Source organism: Bradyrhizobium sp. USDA 4454, assembly GCF_054822705.1.
In genome coordinates this window covers 3,936,313-3,955,402 of record NZ_JBTRCN010000001.1, presented here as the reverse complement: position 1 = coordinate 3,955,402, position 19,090 = coordinate 3,936,313, and the positions used below count along the sequence as shown (strand labels likewise).

15 protein-coding genes and 1 tRNA gene are annotated in these 19,090 nt (G+C 63.0%); 5 read left to right on the top strand and 11 right to left on the bottom strand.

Going from position 1 to position 19,090, the window contains the following annotated elements; translation table 11 throughout:
• Position 1: 1 nt before the first annotated feature.
• The 3 genes from ACVIW0_RS18545 to ACVIW0_RS18535 form a co-directional block, all read right to left on the bottom strand.
• Positions 2-1,744, bottom strand: coding sequence for an ArnT family glycosyltransferase (locus tag ACVIW0_RS18545; protein WP_461353621.1), 1,743 nt, complete (start codon positions 1,742-1,744; stop codon positions 2-4).
• Between the two features lie 82 nt (positions 1,745-1,826).
• On the bottom strand, positions 1,827-3,941 hold the full coding sequence (gene pbpC, locus ACVIW0_RS18540) for a penicillin-binding protein 1C (protein ID WP_461353620.1): 2,115 nt from the start codon (positions 3,939-3,941) through the stop codon (positions 1,827-1,829).
• Positions 3,938-9,145, bottom strand: a complete 5,208-nt coding sequence (locus tag ACVIW0_RS18535) for an alpha-2-macroglobulin family protein (protein ID WP_461353619.1) — start codon at positions 9,143-9,145, stop codon at positions 3,938-3,940. Before ACVIW0_RS18535 ends, pbpC begins: the two co-directional genes overlap by 4 nt.
• Positions 9,146-9,435: 290 nt before the next feature.
• Between ACVIW0_RS18535 and ACVIW0_RS18530 the strand changes: the two genes are divergently transcribed.
• Together ACVIW0_RS18530 and ACVIW0_RS18525 are read left to right on the top strand one after the other, a co-directional pair.
• Positions 9,436-9,512: transfer RNA gene (locus tag ACVIW0_RS18530), tRNA-Arg, on the top strand.
• A 261-nt stretch (positions 9,513-9,773) separates the two neighbouring features.
• Complete coding sequence (locus ACVIW0_RS18525) at positions 9,774-10,019, top strand: hypothetical protein (protein ID WP_461353618.1); 246 nt, start codon at positions 9,774-9,776, stop codon at positions 10,017-10,019.
• Between the two features lie 459 nt (positions 10,020-10,478).
• On the opposite strand, the gene ACVIW0_RS18520 is transcribed toward ACVIW0_RS18525, so the two are convergent.
• Together ACVIW0_RS18520 and ACVIW0_RS18515 are read right to left on the bottom strand one after the other, a co-directional pair.
• Positions 10,479-11,531, bottom strand: a complete 1,053-nt coding sequence (locus ACVIW0_RS18520; RefSeq protein WP_461353617.1) for a hypothetical protein — start codon at positions 11,529-11,531, stop codon at positions 10,479-10,481.
• Between the two features lie 15 nt (positions 11,532-11,546).
• Positions 11,547-11,729 (bottom strand): hypothetical protein, encoded by a 183-nt coding sequence (locus ACVIW0_RS18515; protein WP_461353616.1) that lies wholly within the window; start codon positions 11,727-11,729, stop codon positions 11,547-11,549.
• Between the two features lie 83 nt (positions 11,730-11,812).
• Between ACVIW0_RS18515 and ACVIW0_RS18510 the strand changes: the two genes are divergently transcribed.
• On the top strand, positions 11,813-12,013 hold the full coding sequence (locus ACVIW0_RS18510; protein ID WP_461353615.1) for a hypothetical protein: 201 nt from the start codon (positions 11,813-11,815) through the stop codon (positions 12,011-12,013).
• Between the two features lie 10 nt (positions 12,014-12,023).
• Here the strand turns inward: ACVIW0_RS18510 and ACVIW0_RS18505 are convergent, their stop codons facing one another.
• Positions 12,024-12,215, bottom strand: a complete 192-nt coding sequence (locus ACVIW0_RS18505; protein WP_461353614.1) for a hypothetical protein — start codon at positions 12,213-12,215, stop codon at positions 12,024-12,026.
• 192 nt (positions 12,216-12,407) lie between these two features.
• Here ACVIW0_RS18505 and ACVIW0_RS18500 point away from each other — a divergent pair, with 192 nt between their 5' ends.
• Positions 12,408-12,758, top strand: coding sequence for a DUF6173 family protein (locus tag ACVIW0_RS18500; RefSeq protein WP_461353613.1), 351 nt, complete (start codon positions 12,408-12,410; stop codon positions 12,756-12,758).
• Between the two features lie 90 nt (positions 12,759-12,848).
• Positions 12,849-13,112, top strand: a complete 264-nt coding sequence (locus ACVIW0_RS18495) for a hypothetical protein (protein WP_461353612.1) — start codon at positions 12,849-12,851, stop codon at positions 13,110-13,112.
• A gap of 53 nt (positions 13,113-13,165) precedes the next feature.
• Here the strand turns inward: ACVIW0_RS18495 and ACVIW0_RS18490 are convergent, their stop codons facing one another.
• From ACVIW0_RS18490 to ACVIW0_RS18470, 5 genes are all read right to left on the bottom strand, one after another.
• Positions 13,166-13,753 (bottom strand): hypothetical protein, encoded by a 588-nt coding sequence (locus tag ACVIW0_RS18490; RefSeq protein WP_461353611.1) that lies wholly within the window; start codon positions 13,751-13,753, stop codon positions 13,166-13,168.
• Positions 13,754-14,365: 612 nt separating this feature from the next.
• Positions 14,366-15,259: a hypothetical protein gene (locus ACVIW0_RS18485; protein WP_461353610.1), complete on the bottom strand. Its 894-nt coding sequence runs from the start codon at positions 15,257-15,259 to the stop codon at positions 14,366-14,368.
• Entirely contained in the window at positions 15,228-17,417 is a 2,190-nt protein-coding gene (locus ACVIW0_RS18480; RefSeq protein WP_461353609.1) for a phage tail length tape measure family protein, read from the bottom strand. Before ACVIW0_RS18480 ends, ACVIW0_RS18485 begins: the two co-directional genes overlap by 32 nt.
• 19 nt (positions 17,418-17,436) lie before the next feature.
• Positions 17,437-17,730 (bottom strand): hypothetical protein, encoded by a 294-nt coding sequence (locus ACVIW0_RS18475; protein WP_461353608.1) that lies wholly within the window; start codon positions 17,728-17,730, stop codon positions 17,437-17,439.
• 446 nt (positions 17,731-18,176) lie between these two features.
• Positions 18,177-19,079 carry a hypothetical protein gene (locus ACVIW0_RS18470; RefSeq protein WP_461353607.1) on the bottom strand — a complete coding sequence of 301 codons (903 nt, stop codon included), beginning with the start codon at positions 19,077-19,079 and terminating at the stop codon, positions 18,177-18,179.
• Positions 19,080-19,090 lie beyond the last annotated feature (11 nt).

Genomic DNA, 19,090 nt, shown 5'->3' with positions numbered 1-19,090 from the left:
GTCACTCCGTCCCTTCGGAACGGAAGATCGCGATCGAGACCGCCTTGCCCTGCGAGATGTTGTAGCCCTCGATGCGCACCGGCGCGTTGTAGCGCAGGCCGATCGCCTCGGCGCGCTGCACGAAAGCGCGCTCCGAGCGCTGTTCGATCAGCGCGAAGCGGCAGGAGCCTTGCCCGAGGAAATCCGCGGCGCCCGAGCCGTCGGTGAGCAGCGTCGAGGTATCGGTCATGAAGACGAGGCTCGGTTCATGGAAACCGGCGGCCGCCGCCTTCGGGCCGACGCAGGTCACGTTGCGCAATGCGCGTGCGACCTCCTGGCTCGGAAACACGGTGGTGAGCCGCGGCAGCACCACGCCATAGGTTGCGCCTGCCATCAGCGCCGCGGCGATCACCGCGTTGAGCAGCGAGCGCTCGGCACGGCTGTCCTCGAACATCCACCACGCGATCAGGCCGAACACCATCGCCACCGCGAACAACGGCCAGGCCGGAAACACCGGCTGATGGATCGCCTTGATCGCGCCGACGATCACCAGCACGGCACCGAACGCGGGGATCGCGAACCACCAGGCTGCGCCACGGATCAGCCAGGAGCGCGACAGCACCCGCCGCTCCAGCGCGCCCACGGTGAGGATCGCGATCGCCGGATAGAGCGGCAGCACATAGTGCGGCAGCTTGGTCAGCACCGCCTCGAACACGATCCAGGACGGGACCAGCCAGGCCAGCAGGAACTGGGCGCCCGGCTCGCGCCGCGCGCGCCAGATCGCCGGCGCCGCCATGCCGGCGAGCGGTGCACCGGGCCAGAACGTGATCCAGAACAACAGGAGATAAAGCCCGGGCGGCGCGCCGTGGGATTCCTGCGCGCCAAGCTTGCTCAGCATGTCGCCGCCGACCGAGTCGGCAAAGAAGGTCTCGCCGGCACGCAGGAAGATCAGCACGAACCACGGCAGCACCAGCACCAGGGTCCACATCAGGCCCCACACCGGGCGCATGCGCCAGAACCACGCCGCCGATCGATCGAGGACAGCAAGCCCGGCCATCGCAAGGCCGACGAACATCAGGATCAGCGGCCCCTTGAGCAGGATGCCGACCGCGAGCGCGGTCCAGAAGATCGCAGGCGGTGCCCATGAGGGATGGGCCGGATCCTCACCGCGCTGCCAGGACAGATAGACGCGCGCCATCGCGCCCATCGCCGCCGTCACCGTCAAGAGCAGCATCGCGTCGGTCTTGGCGAGTCGCGCCTCGGCCCCGAGCAGCACGCAGCTCGCCATCATCAAGGCGGCCAGCACCGCCCCCTGTCGTGTCACGAAGGCAAGCGCGGTCCAATAGGTCAGCAAAACGGCGCCAATGGCGCCGATCAAGGACGGCAGGCGGTAGACCCAGATTCGGACCTGGGCGCGCGGCACCCCCAGCGCGGTGATCGTCTTCAACGCCGCCGCCTGCATCCAGTAGATGCCGACCGGCTTCTTGTAGCGGACGTCGTCCTGGAAACGGATGTCGACGAAATCGCCGCTCTCGACCATCTGCTTGGTCGCCTGGGCAAAGCGCACCTCGTCGCGATCGATCGGCGGGATGGTGAAGAAGCCCGGCAGGAACAGCACCAGACAGGTCAACGTCAGGAATACGATCGAACGCCATTGGCTGGCCGTTGCGAACTCGAACGCCATGAACAGCCTGCGGCTCGAATGCGCAGGTTTTACAGACTGTTGCCCTGCTCCAAAGCGCCGGGGTTGGAGGCCATCCACCATGGGTTTCGCATACGATGAAACCGCAGCGCAAACAACCGTGCAGTTCCGCTTTCCCGCGCGATCATTGCACGCGGATCACACATCATTGCACTCGGATCACAACGGTATCCACGGCACCCGTCGCGTCGATCACGGTGAGCCGCGCAAAGCCCGGCCCGGGCGGCTCGATCAGGCGCTGGCGCCGGCTGTCGATGTCCCCGACTGAGACACCGTTCACCAGGACCGTCAATGGCAGCACGCCGCCGGCGACCTTGACCGGCATCGGCGCACTACGTCCGCCCTCAGATTGATCGACGTCGATGCGCGAGCCATTCAGCGGAAACTGGATGTGCGGCGCCTGGTCATTGCCGCTGCGGACCAGTTCGCCGAGCGGCCGAAACCGGCGCAGCGGCGGCGGCAGCTTTGCATTGGAGGCGACCAGCACACCGCGCGGCGGCTTCGGCAACGCCGCCGGGATCCTGCCGGTGCGCGCAAAGGCATCGAACAGGATCGGCGCCGCCGCGGTGCGGCCCACCAGGCCCGGCACCGGCGCGCCGTCCGGACGGCCGACCCAGACCCCGATCGTGATGCGGCCGTCGAAGCCGACCGACCAGGCATCGCGATAGCCGTAGCTGGTTCCGGTCTTGAAGGCGATCCGGTTGTGCACGCCGTTCTCCGGCGGCGGCGTACCGAGCAGGACGTTGCCGACCTGCCAGGCCGCAGCCTGGTCCATCAGCCGCATGGTGTCGCGGCCGTCAGTTTCCTGCATGATCTCGCGCAGCGGCTTGGTCGCGCCGAGCCGCGCCAGGCCGGAATAGAGCTGGGCGAGGTCCTGCAGCGTGACACCGACGCCGCCGAGACCCATCGCGAGCCCCGGCGCTTCATCCTTCGGCAGCACGAGATTGGTGCCGGCCTGCTTCAGCCGCGACGACAGACGGCTGGCACCGACCCGGTCGAGCAGCGCGATCGCCGGCACATTCAGCGACAATTGCAGCGCCTTGCGGATCGGCACCGTGCCCTGGAACGTCATGTCGAAATTTTCAGGAGCATAGGTGCCGAAGCGGATCGGCCGATCCTCGATCAGACTGTCGGGATGGACAAAGCCGTCCTCAAAGGCGAGGCCGTAGATGAACGGCTTCAAGGTCGAGCCCGGCGAGCGCACCGCGCGCGTCATGTCGACCTGCCCCGCCCGCCGCTCGTCGAAATAATCCGCCGAGCCGACGCGCGCGAGCACGTCGCCTGATTCATTGTCGACCACGATGATCGCGACCGAGACGTCGGGCCCCTGCGCCATGGCGCGGTCGCGCGCCAGCGCCTCCAGGTTCCGTTGCAGCGTGGCGTCCAGCGTCAGCTTGATGACGGGCATGTCCTTCATCGTCGCGATCGCCTGATCGGACGAATGCGGCGCCAGCATCGGGATCTGCCTGCGCAGCTTGGGCACCGCGGTCGTCCTGGCCTGCGCCGCATCGTCCTTCGACACCACGCCGTCCTCGACCATGCGGTCGAGGACGCGGTCACGCGCAGCATGGGCGGCTTCGGGAAAGCGGTCGAGCCGGCGCCGCTCCGGCGATTGCGGCAGGGCAACCAGCAGTGCGGCCTCGGCAAGCGAAAGCCGCTTCGGCTCCTTGCCGAAATAGGCGATCGAGGCGGCACGGATGCCTTCGAGATTGCCGCCGAACGGTGCCAGCGCCAGATAGAGATCGAGGATCTGGTCCTTGGAGAGCTGCCGCTCCAGTTCAATCGCGCGCACCATCTGCCGCAGCTTGGCGTAGATCGAGCGCTGGTGCCGCGGCTCGATCAGCCGCGCCAGCTGCATCGTGATGGTTGAACCGCCCGAGACGATATGGCCGCTTGTGAGAAGCTGGAAGCCGGCGCGCGACAGCGCCAGCGGGTCGACGCCGTGATGCTCGTAGAAGCGCTTGTCCTCATAGGCGAACAACAGCTTGAGATAGCCGGGATCGACCGCCGTCTTCGCATCGACCGGCACCCGCCAGCGGCCGTCCGCCATCGCATAGGCGCGCAACAATTTTCCATTGCGATCGACGACCGTGGTCGAGACCTGCTGCGCCTGCGCGAGCGGCAGCGCACCGAGCGAGACCACCCAGCCGGCGAAGGCGCTGGCTCCGACCAGCGTCGCGACGGCAGAGATCGCCAGGACGGTCCTGATCCGTCGCCAGCGCGATCCGCGTTCCGGTGCTGTCCTCAACGTCGCGCTCATTTCGCCGCCTTCACCTCGACCGCGCCGGTACCGCTGCGGCCGTAGCGCGAGGGATTGTACATGTCCTCGACATAGGCCTGCGGCAGCACATATTTGCCCGGCGACACCGCACGCACGACATAGGCAACCGTGAACACCGACTTGTCGTTGGCGCCACGGTCGATCGCCGCGGTGAAGCGGTCATCGCGGAATTCGGTGTTCTTCGGCTCGACGCCGTCCTCGATCCATTCCAGCGTGCCGGAATCGCCAGATGACACCAGGTTCGGGTTGTCGATCTCGAGTCCGGCCGGCAGATAGTCGGCCACCATGATGTGACCGAATTCCGGCTTGGCTTCCGTGACCTTCAACACGACCGCGAAGCGGTCGTTCTGTTTCGCCTTGGTGACATCGGCCGGCTTGCCGTCGAGCGTGAAATAGCTGCGCTCGATCTTGAACCCGTTGGACGCCGCAGGCTCCGGCGTCACCGGCGAGCCCGACACCGAGATCACCGCCTGCACCGGTGCGTCGCCGGTGTTGGTGATCTTGAGCGGCTGGCCCGTCATCTCCTCGGCCTTGTAGCTGCGGTAAACCGCGGTCTTGACCGCCTGGCCGTTGATGTCGAGCGCCAGCGTCTCCTTGGCGAGCGCGCGTGCCGCCAGCACCATCCACGCATTCTCCTGCGTCGAGGTGTAGGGCGACAAGCCCCGCGCCGCTTCCACCCGCAGCACGGCCTGCGTCAGCGTGGTGCGCGGCGCATTGCCCTCGCCCGCGAGCGAGACCAGCGCCGCCGCGTCGCGCAGCGCCGAGCCGTAATCCACCCGGCCGAACTCGATCACGGGTTTGGGGTTCAGCGCGTCGAGCGCGGCACCATAGACCCGCTCGGCCCTCGCCTTGTCGCCGACCAGGGCCAGCGCCGCGGCAAGCTGCGCCTTCGAGATCGGCGTCGCCAGATTGTTCAGTTTCGTGTCGGCGAGATAGCGCAGGTCGCCGATCGGCGCCGCGCCGTTGCGCGCGAGGACGTAGAGGCCGTAGGCCAGATCGCGGCCGCCGTCCTTCTCCGGCTCGTTGGCATTGACCACCGAGTTCCTGACGCGGTCGAGCGCGTTCTTGAACAGCACATCCGGCACCGCAAAGCCCTTTTCGCGGGCCCGCGTCAGGAAGTCGGTGACATAGGCATCGAGCCAGGCGTCGTCGCCGCCCGCAGACCACAGGCCGAACGAGCCGTTGGAGCCTTGTCGCGCCAGCAGCCGCTCGATCGCGTCGCGGATGCGCTGGTCGACCGCGGTGTCCATCGCGAGATGGGCGCCGGCGGCGAGATCGTTGACATAGAGCAGCGGCAGCGCGCGGCTGGTGATCTGCTCGGAGCAGCCATAGGGATAGCGGTCGAGCGCCTTCAGGATGCTGGCGGCATCGAGCGCGGTCGACAGGCTCGCCGAGACCGAGACGCTGCCGGTGCCCGGCACCAGATCGGAGAACATGTCCGAGGTCAGCGTCAGGCTCTCGCCCTTCGCCAGCGTGCGGATCGAGCGGCGCGCCAGCACTTGCGTCGCCGGCTTGACGTCGAGCGCATAATGCCGCGCCAGCGTCAGTCCGTTCGGGCCGGAAATATTGACATCGAAATCGGCGCGCCCGGCGCCGCCGGCCTCGAGGCCGAGCGACAGCGATGAACGCTGCTTGGCGGCCAGCTTCACGGTCGTGCTCGAATTGCCCGAGGCCTTGATCGGGCCGGTGGCCTTGACGCTGATGGCGTAGTCGCCAGCGGCGCCTTCGACATTGTCGATATCCATGCTGATGGTGCCCTTGTCACCGGTCAGCAGGAAACGCGGCAAGGTCGCGGTCACGACCACGGGATCGCGCACGATCACGTCGGTCGTCGCGCGGCCGAGCTTGGTGGCGCTCCAGGCCACCGCCATCACCCGCGCGGTGCCGGCGAATTCCGGGATGTCGAAGCTCACTTCCGCAGTGCCGTCAGGGCCGACCGTGACGATGCCCGAATACAGCGCCAGCGGCTTCTGCGTCGGCGGCGAGCCCTGCAACTCGGCACCGGCGGCGTCACCGCCGCTGCGGATCTGGCCGCGCGTGCCCTGCATGCCGTCGATCAATTGCCCATAGAGGTCGCGGATCTCGGCGGTCAGGCGGCGCTGGCCAAGATAGTAATCGTCCGGCGCGGGCGGCTTGTAGTTGGTCAGATTGAGGATGCCGACGTCGACCGCGGCCAGCACCACCTTGGCGTCCTCGCCGGGATTGAGCCCGCCGAGCTTGACCGGAATCTTCAGCGTCGAGCCAGGCCGCACCAAGGCAGGCGGCGAGAGCTCGACGGCCAGCGTGCGGGTCTTCTTGTCGATGCCGAACCATTTCAGCCCGATCGCGCGGCCGGGCATGCGCCCGGCGGCGGCATCGAGCGGACGGCGCAGCGTCGTCATCACATAGGCGCCGGTGCCCCAATCCTTGCCGACCGGCAGCTTGACCTGCTGGGTGCCCTCCTTGACGTCGACGCTTTGCGTCGTCAGCAGGCGATCGCCGAGCACATAGACCGTGACCTTGCCTGACGTGCGCGCATTGACCGACACCGTCATGGTGTCGCCCGAGGCATACTCCGGCTTGTCGATCGAGGTTTCGAGCAGGTCGGGCGTGTCGGCGCTGCCGTCGGAATACCAGCCGACATCGAACTGCACCGAGGTCACGGGCCCATCAGCATCGGTCGATTTGACGTCGAGCCGGTAGCGGCCGGGCTGCGGCTGGAAGGTCAGGCGCGTCGGCTTGTCGGCCGCGAGGTTGACGTCGCCGTCGGCAACGCGGCGGGTCGACTTGACCGGCTCATAGTTCCACGACGAATTCTGGCGGTACCACTGGTAACGCGATTCGAGCTTCAACAACTCGTAGCGCAGCCCGTCGCGCTGCAATTGCTTGCCCTCGGGCGCAACGAACACGACGTCGAATTCGGCCTTGTCGCCCTCGGCCACGCTTTTGTCGCCGAACAACGGCTTGACGCCGATCAGCGAGGCGCCAGGGGCAACCGGCAGCACGATCTTGCGCTCGACCGAGCGGCCGCCGGTCTCTGCCATGCGGATGTAGATCTGGGCCTCCTGCGGCCGGGTCGAGGTCGGCACCTTGTCGAGCTTGACCGGGAAGCTCGCCGCGCCATTGGCATCGGCCTCCGGCAGGTCCTCGATCGGGGTCCGCTCGTTGCTCGCGGTCTGCTCGTCGTCGACACCGAACTGGTAGCCGGCATAGCCGGGCCGGCCGTTCGCCGCCGGTCCGACCAGCATGTCACCCTCGAGCTGCAGACCCGAGGCCGGCGCGCCGTAGAGGAAGTGGCCCGAGACCTCAAGTTCCACTGGAACTTCAGCTTTGATCACCTTCTCCTTGCTGGTCAGGTCGAATTCGACCCGCTCGGGGATGTAATCCTCGACCATGAAGGTGGTCTCGCCGACCGACGAGCCCTTCGGGTCGGTGAAGACGCGCGCCCGCCAGGTGCCGGTCGGCACCGCGGAATTGAGCGCCAGCGCCAGCATGCGGCCGCCGGCGCCCTGGTCCGGCAGCACGGCGCGGCGGAATTCGACGCCGTCGGGCCGCTCGATCACCATTGTAAGGGGCGTCCCGGTCAGGGCGTTGCCCTGCCCGTCGCGCAGCAGCGCGGTCAGATAGACGGTCTCGTTGGAACGGTAGACGCCGCGCTCGGCGTAGACGAAGGCGTCCGCACCGGCCGGGATCACCCGGCCGGCGACGCCGCGATCGGTGAGATCGAAGGCATTGGTCTTCAGGCTCAGGAAGGCGTACTCGGACTTTTCGCCCATCACCGTGAGCAGTGCCGGCGACAGTCCGCCCTCGCCGCGCGCCAGCCCCTGCTCGAACAGCACATGACCGGCCGCATCGGTCTTGCGGGTGGCCAGGATCTCGTTGTTGCGGGCGACCAGCTTCACCTCGGCATCGGCGACCGGCTCGGTCGAAGCCAGCGAGTTGACGAAGACGTGGATACCGTTATTGCCGGAGAACGCCGACAAGCCCATGTCGGAGACGATGAACCATTGCGTCGCCAGGGTGCCGTCGTCGTCGCTGCCCGGCCCCTTGGCCGCGGCGGTCATGACATAGACACCGGGCTGCAGGTCGCCGAGCGCCTGATCGACCGGAAACGCGGTGACGACGTCCTGGTTCAGCGTGGTGGCGGTCGCGAGCTCGCCGGACCACACCTTGACGCCGCGCTGGTCACCGAGATCGGACAGCTGGTAGCGGCTCAGCGTGCTCTGGAAGTCAGAGTCGATCACCGTGTTGATCAAATTGCGGTCGCCGATCCGGAACACATCCACCGTGACCGCTGGCGTGTTGACGCTGACCACCGGGATACCGCGCTGTCCGGTCCGCGGCAGCACATAGGCCCGCCCGGTGAAGCGCACGAACGGCTTGCGGTCGCGGACATAGATGTTGAACTCGGCCGATTTCGGCAGCGTCTCCTTGACAGTCGACGGCAGGCCGGCGCGCAGGTTGATGTTGTAGCGCTCGCCATGCTTCAGCCCGTCGACGCAGAGCTGCTGGCCTTCCGCCGACAGAGCCGGCTTGTCGGTGCCGGCGAGCGCGAGGTACGGCGCGAAGTCGACGCGCTTGGCCAGCTCCTCGGAGAACTGGAAGCAGGCCCGCGGCGAGGCGGCGTCGGAATCGACGGTATAATCGAGCAGCCGGAAGCCGTGCTCGTCGCGCATCTTCTCATATTGGCCTCTGATATCGGCGACCTCGCGCTGGTCGAGCGACAGCCGCAACGCGTCGAGTGCCGGACGCCACAGCTTGCGCTCGGCGAGCGCCTTGCCGAGCACGGCCAGTGCGTCGGCCTCCTCGCCGGCATTGCCGGCGCGCTGATAGGCGATGTAGGCGGCGGTCGAGGCGCGCTCCATCAGGAAGGTCTGCTCGCTGGAGCTGGCGGAACGGATCTGGAACACGGTCTTGGCGAGCCGCAGCCAGTTGGCGCCGTCCTCCGGCGCGGTCGCCGCGATCTGGCCAAGGATCGTGAGCCCGCCCCGGAAATCATTGCGCCTGAAGGCGGCGTCCGCGTCGGTGCGCAAGGTCGCGGCCGACTTGTTGACCGCGCCGGCCTCGCTCTTGATCTGGGCCTCCAGCTTGATCGCGGAATCGGCGAGATCGTCGCGCTTGAACGCCTTGTCCGCGGCCTGCGCGTTCACCAGGGCGAGCGCCAGCATGGCGCAAATCGCGGCGGCACGAACCAATCCGATCATGATGGAGCTCCTGAACGCCCCCGCGGTCGAGCGCCGCGTTGGGACAAAAATGCGCGAAACGGTGACGGAGTGAAGGCGCAGACATGAACGGACGACATCGTCGCAGCTCGCATTGCCGACATTCCTTCGACCAGCCCCGGCGGCCACGTCAATGGCGGCTCGGCGGACTGGCAGGCCAATGCAGGACGAGGACCCCTGCTCGCCTTTTGTCGCGCGACCACAAAAATCGGTTCGGCCGGGCTTGGCGGAACAGCGGATTTTTCATAATGGCGGTGCTACAAGGCCGGCACGGTCCCGTAGCTCAACTGGATAGAGTAGCGGATTTCTACTCCGCGGGTTGCAGGTTCGAATCCTGCCGGGATCGCCACGACTTATGCCGATAAAATAAGGGTTTCTTGCAGTTTCGGCTTCGTTCCGGTGCCCGTTTTCGTGTTGCAGGGCGTTGCGAGCCGACACCAGCAGAATCAACGCGTTACGGAAGACTACCAATCACTCCGCGCAACACGGGTGCAACACAGCGAGTTCTCGTTTCGATCGCGGACCTACTATTGCTGGCGGCCGCCTGGATGCTTACGTCCCAGGCGCCCAGGCTCTGGGCCGAGGCAACGTTCATACTTGAGGGGTTGCGATGGGTTTTTTCGATGAACTGCGTAAGGACTCGCCACTGCACCGTGCTCACATCATCGATGACAATACCTTTAAAATCACCGCTGTCGACGAGGGCATGAACGCTCTGGGTGCGTTTCAGCGCGTGGTTCATGACACGATTCGCCATGAAGGCGAAGACGGCTACCAGATAGTGACCAAGAACCGTAACACTGGGCATTCGCTTACAGGCCCGATCTATGACTTCATGGTGCTTAAGCGCGATTGAAGCTGCCCGCCAGCATGAACCGGCGCGTTGGCGCGCGCTCTGCAGTTAAGTTGATGCTGGGGATTTCAGTGTCCCAGTTCGGGAAGGAAACGCCGCCGGGCATGTATTTTTGAGACCGGCGGCGTCTTTTCCTGACAAACAATCGGAGATTTTCGGCCGCGGCGGCAACTGGCCCCCGCGTATACGATCTCGCAAGATTAGACCGAGAAGTTGGAGACCATGCAATCGAGAGGAGGTTCCTATGACCAAACTTTTGAGTGCTCCGGAGAAACTTCAACGCCCTCAGGCAAAGCCAACGAGCGCGGGATAACCACACTCTCCCGGACTAAGAAGGCGGCATCGACAGAACGTCGGCCCCGTAGAGAGAACCCAGATGTGGAGAACGAGAGGTCGCCCCGATTGGCGGCCTCTCTGCTTTTGACCGAAGGTTGTCGGCGCCCGGAGACGTTGGGACCGCCCTCATGCCTGCCCGATCTCATCCTCCTCGAGCACTGGCCATTCCGGCATCGCGTAGCCCGTCACAGCAATGCTGCCTGAGAGCCCGCAGAATTCAGCGACCGCAATGAAGAGCTGCTGAAAAGCGGCCTCGTCCTGGAAGTAAAATTCGCCACTGCTCGCCTGAAGCGGCTCGATTCGCCAGAACGCGACAAGGGCCTTAGCCTTGAGCCCCGCGAGCGAGGTGACGGGCAGCTTATCGATCGCAGTGGCTAGCGGCATGATCTCTTGTTCGAGCTCCGCCAGGCTCTCGAGCGCCTCCCCGACGCGTATCCTGGACAAGGCTTCCTCGAAAAACTTCCCCTTTTCGGTTTGGGTGCGCTTGTTTTCCGTATCCCAGACGTCAAACGGCACGCCTTCACCGAATCGCTCGTCCGTCTCCTTGTGCGCCTGCACCTGCCGTCGCGCCCATTCACCGTGCCGCGCGTAGTACTCACGAACCAGCGGCTCCAGTTTTGCGGAGAGCTCGATCAGCTCGGCGTCGACGCTGGGCCAGCCGGCCGGCAGCGGTGGACATTGCGCCTTGCGTGGGTGGTGCCGGCCGCAATCATGCTCGTCGTTGCGCCAATCGACCCCCACCAGATCCAAAACCGCAGCCGCTCGAGATGATGGCTGGGGATCGCTTCTCCAGTCCGGATTGCGCAGATGCCAGTGAGCTCCGGCGTTGTCGAAGAATACGATCTTCTCGGCCATCGAGCCGAGCTGCGGCCAGATCTCATTGCAGAGAATGCGCCGCTCCATCTGAAGCCAGGCCGCATAGGCATGCATGGCGCGGATATCTGGCGCTGTCGGCATCGCAGGCGAGGGTACCGGGACGGCAGCCGCCGCTGCGAACGAAACGATCTTGTTCATCATAGATCTCCTGCTCATTGCAGCCCCGGCTGAGGGAATCTGCGACGCGCCGGATGGTTCACCCACGTTTTTGACTCCCTGATCCGCGTCCGGGCGGCTATCGGGAATCAATTGCGGCGACGACAATTGTTCAGCGCCCGCGGCGCTGTTGCTCAGTGCCTTCATGGATCGCGCCCTCCGTTACGCCGTCTCGAGAATGCGGCAGGTCTCGGCGGCGCCACCATCCAGACGGCGCGGGCGGTCGGTCTCGACCAGGTCGCCAGTCAGACCGTCGTCTTCGGCGCGACGAAAGGCAGCCGCAACGAACGGATCGCGGAACAGAGAGGACAGTTTTGTGCTATGATTTGCGGTAGCTCGGGCCATCTGAAACCTCCGGTGGCTCTGGGTTAGAGCCGGAGTGGAAGTTGCTGCTTCCCTCCGGCTTGCTTTTCTGATACCAAATAATCATGAAGAGCGCAAGAAAAATTGGTACCAAAAAATCAAGGGGCAGACCCGCTACCGGCGTAGGTGTGCAGATCGGCGCAAGGTGGTCGCCGGAAGTGCTTGAAGCGATTGACGATTGGCGCCGGAACCAAGCCGACCTGCCCGGCCGGCCCGAGGCCATCCGCCGGCTGGTCGAGATTGGACTAAAAGCCACGGCAAAATAAGCCGCCGGCATCACTCCTCGGTATCCTCGCGTTTCACACCAGCCCCAATCAAGCCGAGCGACAAAAGGGCGAGTGCCTTTCTGGCGGCGGAAATGGCCGTATCCCCTGCTGTTGTGGCACCTGGTGCCGATCCAAGCACTTCGAGCGCGGCCTTTAGACGATCGTCGACGGCATTATCCGACAGTGGTTGATTGTCCGGCATAAAGTCGCCCTACCCAAGCGGGACCGATCTTTGTCCGATGAGCATACTGGACGCAAACTCTTTAGCGCAGTTTTTCACGTGGTAGTCCGCCGGGGCGCATTGTGTGTAGGGCGGAAAACCCAAAGTTAAACGGCTTGCAAAGCGGGCCGCGTGGCAAAATGGAACCTGATCCGAATCAAGCAGGAGATATCCATGGTAAATCCACGCCACTTTCACATACCAGTGCCCCCACCCAATCCGATGTATGAGTACATGCGCCAACAAAACAACCAGGCGGGTGACGCTAAGGAGCGCCTGCTTGGGCTGATCAACGACTATCAGGAGCGAATGTCGGACGACGTCGAGATTGGCATAAGAGTTGCGGGATCAACATCGTTTCGACTTCGCGCAATCAGCGTATCTAACCCGGACATTATGATCTTCGATGGCATCGACGATAACGGAAATGAGGTTAGGTTGCTGCAGCATCATTCGCAGGTAGCAATTCTCTTGGAATCGATGCCCAAGCTGGGCACCGAGCCATTCAGGGTTGGCTTTACATAAGCAGCTTGACCAACCCGTGGGTGATCAGTTCGTACCATGATCGAGTCCTAGCGGCTTCACTCCGCACGCGATCAGCGCGATCATCAGGCCATGCCCTGGCGCCGCAAGCCCGCTCACTTCCTCCGCTACTGGTGTGGTCCCGTCGATCGCGACGCCGGTTTCAAGACGGTGCTGGTGTTCTGTGTCGGGTGCCAGCACCACAACGGCCGGCTGAAGCTTGCCGACCTTCCGGACTGGGATTGGGCGCACATCAGCGCTCATCTAAAGTGCACCGCATGCGGGAAGGTCGGCTGGGTCGATACGCGGCTGGACTGGGGTGAGGTCGTAAACTTCGCGAAGGGCATCTCCGGCTGATTCGCCAAACCGGCGTCGAGCGCCTATGTTCCGGTATGCCCATCACTCGAAAGTCAGGAGCCGATCACGTAGCCACCGCCCGAACCGCCACCACCGCCGCCGGCCGCGTCGTCAAAGGCGCTGACCAGCAGCCCGATGTAATAGTGATCAAGGCTGGAATTCGCATTGGCGAACGCGCCGGTCGATCGACTGATGCCGTATCCGCTCGTCCCCCATGGGTCAGATGCGCGATGACCGGCGCTACCCAGCGTTTTGTAATATCCGGTGATGTTGCCCGCGCCAGGCGTCATGACCGCGCCGAGTGGCTGGTTGGCTGTGGCTGAGTATGGCGTCGGAAATTCGATGTAAATCACACCCGGCGTACTGTTCAGCACAATCGTTTTTTGGGTCAGCGTCACACTCTTCTGCGCCACCGGTGTGCCGAGCGGATCGCTGTAGAGATTCAGCGTGAAGTCTCCCGAGGGCGCCGCCCAGCAATATATGCCACACACTTTCATCGGGAACGGCATCTGATAGAGCTGGCCGTACTCAGCCTTCGTTGAGCCACTATTCCAGATTCTCGAGTTGATAGCAGAGAGCACGTCGCTGCCGGCAATCCACCCATAAGCGCCGTCAGCGAATGTGATGATGATGTTCGGCATGAATGCCTGCTGTCCGAGATACGACGTTCCGTTATATTGCGCGACGGACGGGAAGATCGCGGAGCTGGAGTTCGGGCACGGCGAAGAAAAGTTAATGACGTCAGATCCACCCCTGGCAGTCATCTGAACGGCGAAAGCGACCAGATCACCATTTGCGATCGTCTTTGATCCGGTTGTCGGAACGCTAGTCTGCCACGCCGTGCCAGTAATCCCACCGCCGCCGCCCGTATAGGACGTTGCGACGTCGAACGTAATGACGTTTGAGACGTTAACTGCCCTACCTGGAGGCCCATTGCTGGTATCGACCGCAGCAAGCCCAACCGATACTGAGGTGCTTCCGCTCGCGAACGTAATCGTATCCGTTCGCCATCCGATTGAAGATGATCCTGTCGTATTTATCGTGTGCGAGCCGCCATCAGACGTCCTCACGCGGCCGACAATGATAGCGGCGGCGTTTACCGCACTAACATTGAACGACGAGGTGCCACTGCCTGGTTTCACGCTGGGATTTGGGCCAAGGTATGCATACGGACCCGGTAGTGACTGAAGCGTCATATGTTCTAGACTCCTTGGATTTTGAAACGATTTGGAACTTCGATAGATCAGCCACCGCTACAGCGGTGATCTGCCGGCCGCTTTGAGCCGGCGGCGCTCTTGCCTGTTCATGCCGGGCAACTGGATTACTGACGCTGCCGCGCGCAGTGGCGCCTCCCGCTCCAATCGCCACCTCAGCCAATCGATAGGCTGCGGCTCGATCTTTCCCCCGACCTTGTCCTCGTGCCACGTATGGATTTTTCGTTGCGTCACGCCCTTTCGGTCAACTGAGGTCAAAAGCGCGTAACCACCGACTACGTATCTCGGCGGCTGGCTGTTACCAAAAGGCTTGCGCCGCTGCAGCTCCATGAATTGCAGCAGGTCGATGTCGGGTTTAAGATTCTCTGTATCCAAGATCGAGAAACGCGCCTGTTCGAACTGCTCTCGCGAGGGCGTCGGACTGCACGCTATGTTCAAGGGCCAACCCTGCGCTACCAGTCGAAATGGCGGGCAGCTTCCCGGGTTTTTTCCGTCGCGCTTTTCCCAGTCATCGACGTTCTCGAGCCAGATCGTAAAGCCCTCGGCGCGGTTACGTCGATGAGACCAGCCTATCATCCAGGCCTCGCAGACAAGTCGGCCCCGCCTCGTGGTGTCGCTACAATAGGCCCGAAAGACATCCCTCATCAGGGATTCAACGCGAATGTCCGGCTTGCCGCGGAGTTCTTGGACCGGCCCGGGTACCGTCTGCGCGCCGTCCACGACTTCGTCAAAGGATGAAAAGTTTTCTCTGACCGCCGCGACCACGAAATCACCCAGGCCAACAGAACCCAAAGTAGAGATCGCGCAATTCAGCTCCGGCAAGAGAGTGCACTTGTCGCCGATCCAAGTGATCACGCCGTCGTCGAGATAAGCGGTCGCGTCCACCAGCAGGTGGCAGGCGTCACGCTGCTTGAGCCAAATGACTGCCGACACCGGCTGGCTTCCTTTCGGTTCTATGCTGAATTGCTTTGCTGCGGCCTACTTCGCGCGATTCTTCCGGCTTCGCGGCCATGAACAGGGCGAGTTGATCCTGTGAGGCTTCGACAGGCTTCTGGTTCAGGAGCCAAATCCGGTAGCGAGCATTTTCTTCTTGTTGGTCGGCGACCGCTTGCGCAGTGCTGATTTGCGCCTGTGCGTTCGCCCGCTGCTGCAGAGCAACGTTTTCTGCAGTGAGACCGTCAACACCTTCGCGAACGAGCTGATTATAAGTCGCCTCCGCCTGCGCGGCGGCTTGCTGCAGAGGTGTTCGCGCAGACGCGACAGCGAATTGGTCCCGCAAAGCAGCCAACTGCTCCTGCGCCGAGGAATTTACTTGAGCCTGTGCCGCCGCATAATTACTGGCCGACAACGCCAGTGCTTCTGCCGTCGTCTTCCCCTGGTCGAGGTAGTTGTTATAGTCCGCTGTGGCTTGCGCCGCCATCTTCGCTGCTCCGCCAATAGCCTCGTAAACTGGCAGCTGATTTTGCGCAGCCTGCAGTGCCATCGCCGTCGACTGCCCGACTGCGCCCCACTGCGTGCCGATCGCAGCAACCCGCTGATTGTAAAGTTCAGCTTGGCCCTGCGCCTCTTGGGTCTTCGAGATGATATTCTGAATTGCTGTGATGGCAGCGTCCGCGCCAGGAGCCGCGACGCCGCTGGCTTTCGCGGTTTCCAGCGTAGCGAGTGCCTTCTTTAGATCCTCGATTTTATCGATTTGAGGATCAAGCTTATGGACGACATCGTCCGACGCCTTCGACAGGGCGTTTAGCTGGGCTCTGGCCGGGCCGGCATCGATGTCATGAAGTTTCTTGTTCAATTCGTCGAGTTGGGCGCCCATTTGGGCAACGCCTGCCAGCCCCTCGGGACCGCCCAGGTTCGTCAGGTCAGCGGAAGGTCCAAGAGCATTAACGGCGGTTGATTGCTGCTGCCTGAGTTGCTCCGGGCTAGCAATGGGACCATTCCCCGGACCGGGACCATTCTTGATGAGCGAGAACGTATTCGAGAGGAACTGATAAGCCTTGGTCAGGCCACCAACAGTGTCTTCCGCCTTCCTGTTCGAAGCAGCGACACCGTCGATCCATACCTGCAATGCTTGGGTTTTCGCTGACGCATCGAGCGAGCCAGCGGCCTGTAGGTCCAGAGAGCGGATGTAATCCAAGGTCGCTGCGTTCAGCGAACCATATGGCGCATCGAGTTTCTTGATGCCCTCGACCAAGTCTCCAGAAAGAGCGCTCGCAAAGTCCTTTGTTGCTTCAGTTGCATCCTTACCGGTCAGGAGTGCGTAGCCGCGCACCGCGTCGCCGGCTCCCTTGAGACTGCCGACAGCAACGTTTCCTGTCTTCGTCAGTTCAATGCCGAGACTGCGGGAGTCGGCAATCGACATTCCCATTGCGCTCGAATTGGCCTTGGCGAATGAATTGATATCGGCCGCAGTCGATCCAGTTCGCTCACCGATCCCGATTAGCGATCGATCGATCTGGTTCGAGGATTCTGACCAGCTATTCCCGAGGTATAGTGCGCCAGCAGCGAGGCCAGCCGCGCCACCGACTGCGAGCCGCATGGGCGTAAGGATTCCGCCGATCCAACCAGCAACCTCCTTGAGGGCCCCAGAGACGCCTCCCTGACCCGTTGCCGCAAATGACAAGTGGTTCAACTGTCCAGTCAATGCCTGCGTCGGCGGTATGCCCAGCAGAAGCTGCTCGCCAAAAGATCGGATCGAGTGGAATGCAGCCTGTCCTTGCGTGGAAAGGCCCCCGTGAGCAGCGGCAAGTTTTTCGGTAGCGCCTACCGAAGACTGGATCACTCCGTTTGCATCCGCAATTCCCTTTCGCATGGCATCGAAGGAGATAACGTTCTTCGACAGCGCCGCGTTGATGGAAGCACCCATTTGCGCGACTGTGCCGCTGGTGTCCTTGGCGGCGGCATTCGCTGCGGATATGCCCTTCGACATATCGCCGAATACGCTGACCGATGCCTTGGCCTTGCTGCTGAGGTTGTCAGCTGCCTTGCCAGCGTCATTGGCCGCCCCGGAAAACGCCTTCAGGTCCTGCGTCCCCGCCTTGACCTGCGAGGAATCAACACTCAGGCCAAGACTTGCAACTTCACCGCTCATCTAACTACCCGTTTCGCCTCTAGTGCTTTGCGACCTGTTCGGAGCCCACCCACGGAATTGGGGCAATGACATTGGCGGAGGTTTCAGCGAGCCACCGCGAAACCGCCAAAATGGCTTCGGTTCGCTCTTCGATCGTGCCGGCGGTAGCAGCCAGTTTGAGCAAAGCCAAAGCAGACGTTGCGCCTCTAACTAAGCAATTCCGTTGTATCTCGAGCTGCTGGCCGAGCACTGTCGTCGCGGCCAGCAGCTCCGTGAGATCCGCACACCGCTGGGAATCATCGGCCCTTGGCTTGGAGCGCTTTTTCATCGCCATTTGAGATTAGGCTCGGCCCGACATTCGCTTGCCCTTCACAGGCAATTCGACGGTGACACTGGCTTTCGTGCCGGACGGTGGCGGCGCGGCCTGTCTTGCAGTTGCGGCCTTCACATGGTTCTCTGTGGCGCTGGCAACCGCTTCAGTCGCAGCGTGGTGGTTCACTCCAGGGGGAAGTGCGTTTCTCATTTGCTGTGTCCTTTCGTTAAATCTAACTTCCGTGTTTTAGAATTCGGTCGAATCCGCCACTGAATCCGCCGGCCGCTACCGCGCTGATCGCGCTAGGCTCGATGTGCTTGTCAGCGCTTCGTCTGAAAGGCCTCCCATCACGCGACAGAATTCTGTGCGGGCTCATGCTTGCAAGTTGATTGAAGTCAAATGCGGTGCCGGGTCCTTGATCGGTCCATTGTCCGTCTTCACCTCGAGCAGTCATTTTCCATGCTCCATTAGGCCGCAGCCTTGCGTTGATTGAATTCGTCGAGCGTTTCCGCCTCGATTCCGTTGGCGAGCTCGTCGGCAGTCGGCTCCCGAGCCACGCCGCGCTCCAGATCGATTACGCGACCCTTGCGCAGCCATGGCACCTGCTCCCTGGCCTCGATCGGCGCTGCGGCCTCGTTGAACTGCTCGAGCGTCATCCCTGTATCGATTCGCGCGCTGTCGCGGGCAGCTTCCACCGCAGTGCTCGCGACGTTGATCGCGGTCTCCAGTTCGGCGATGTCGTCGATCAAGCTGCCGTGCTCCTCGCGCAGAGCTTTCTCCTTCAATGTGCCAATGTGTGTGTCCGCGACGCCGCTCATGGCAGCCGGCTTTTCAATGATGGCCATCCGGATCATCGGGTCGATGTCTTCGGCCCGGCTGATCTTGTCTCGCTCGGCCAGCGGCAAGCCACGAAGCCAGGTCCGGATTTCCATTCGCGCAATCGCCCCGGCTGCGTCGGTCGGATCGGGCTTCGGCAGCTGGAGACGGTTGCGCATCTCGTCCAATTCCTGCTTGGCCTTCGCGATTGCGCGGCGCCCTTGGTGAAAAACGGGCACGCCCTGATGCAGGATATGGTTGCGATGCTGGTCTTGCCGGCCCTGCTCGGTGTATCGGGCATCGGCCTGGAGCTGGCGGCCGATGCTCTCGGCAAGATCGACGGCGGACAAGGCGCCGAGATAGGCTTTTTCCAAACGCTCTACCGTGGAGCCCGGCTTTGACTTCAGATCCCACATCCGAATCGCCTGGTTGGTGCGAAGGGATGGCAAGAATTTTGGCCGTCCTTCCGGACTCGATGCCGATGCCGACACGCCATCCACCTGTAGAATCCGTCGCCGGCCTTTGATGCCGAACTTCTCTCCAACTGTAGTCATCGCCTGGTCTC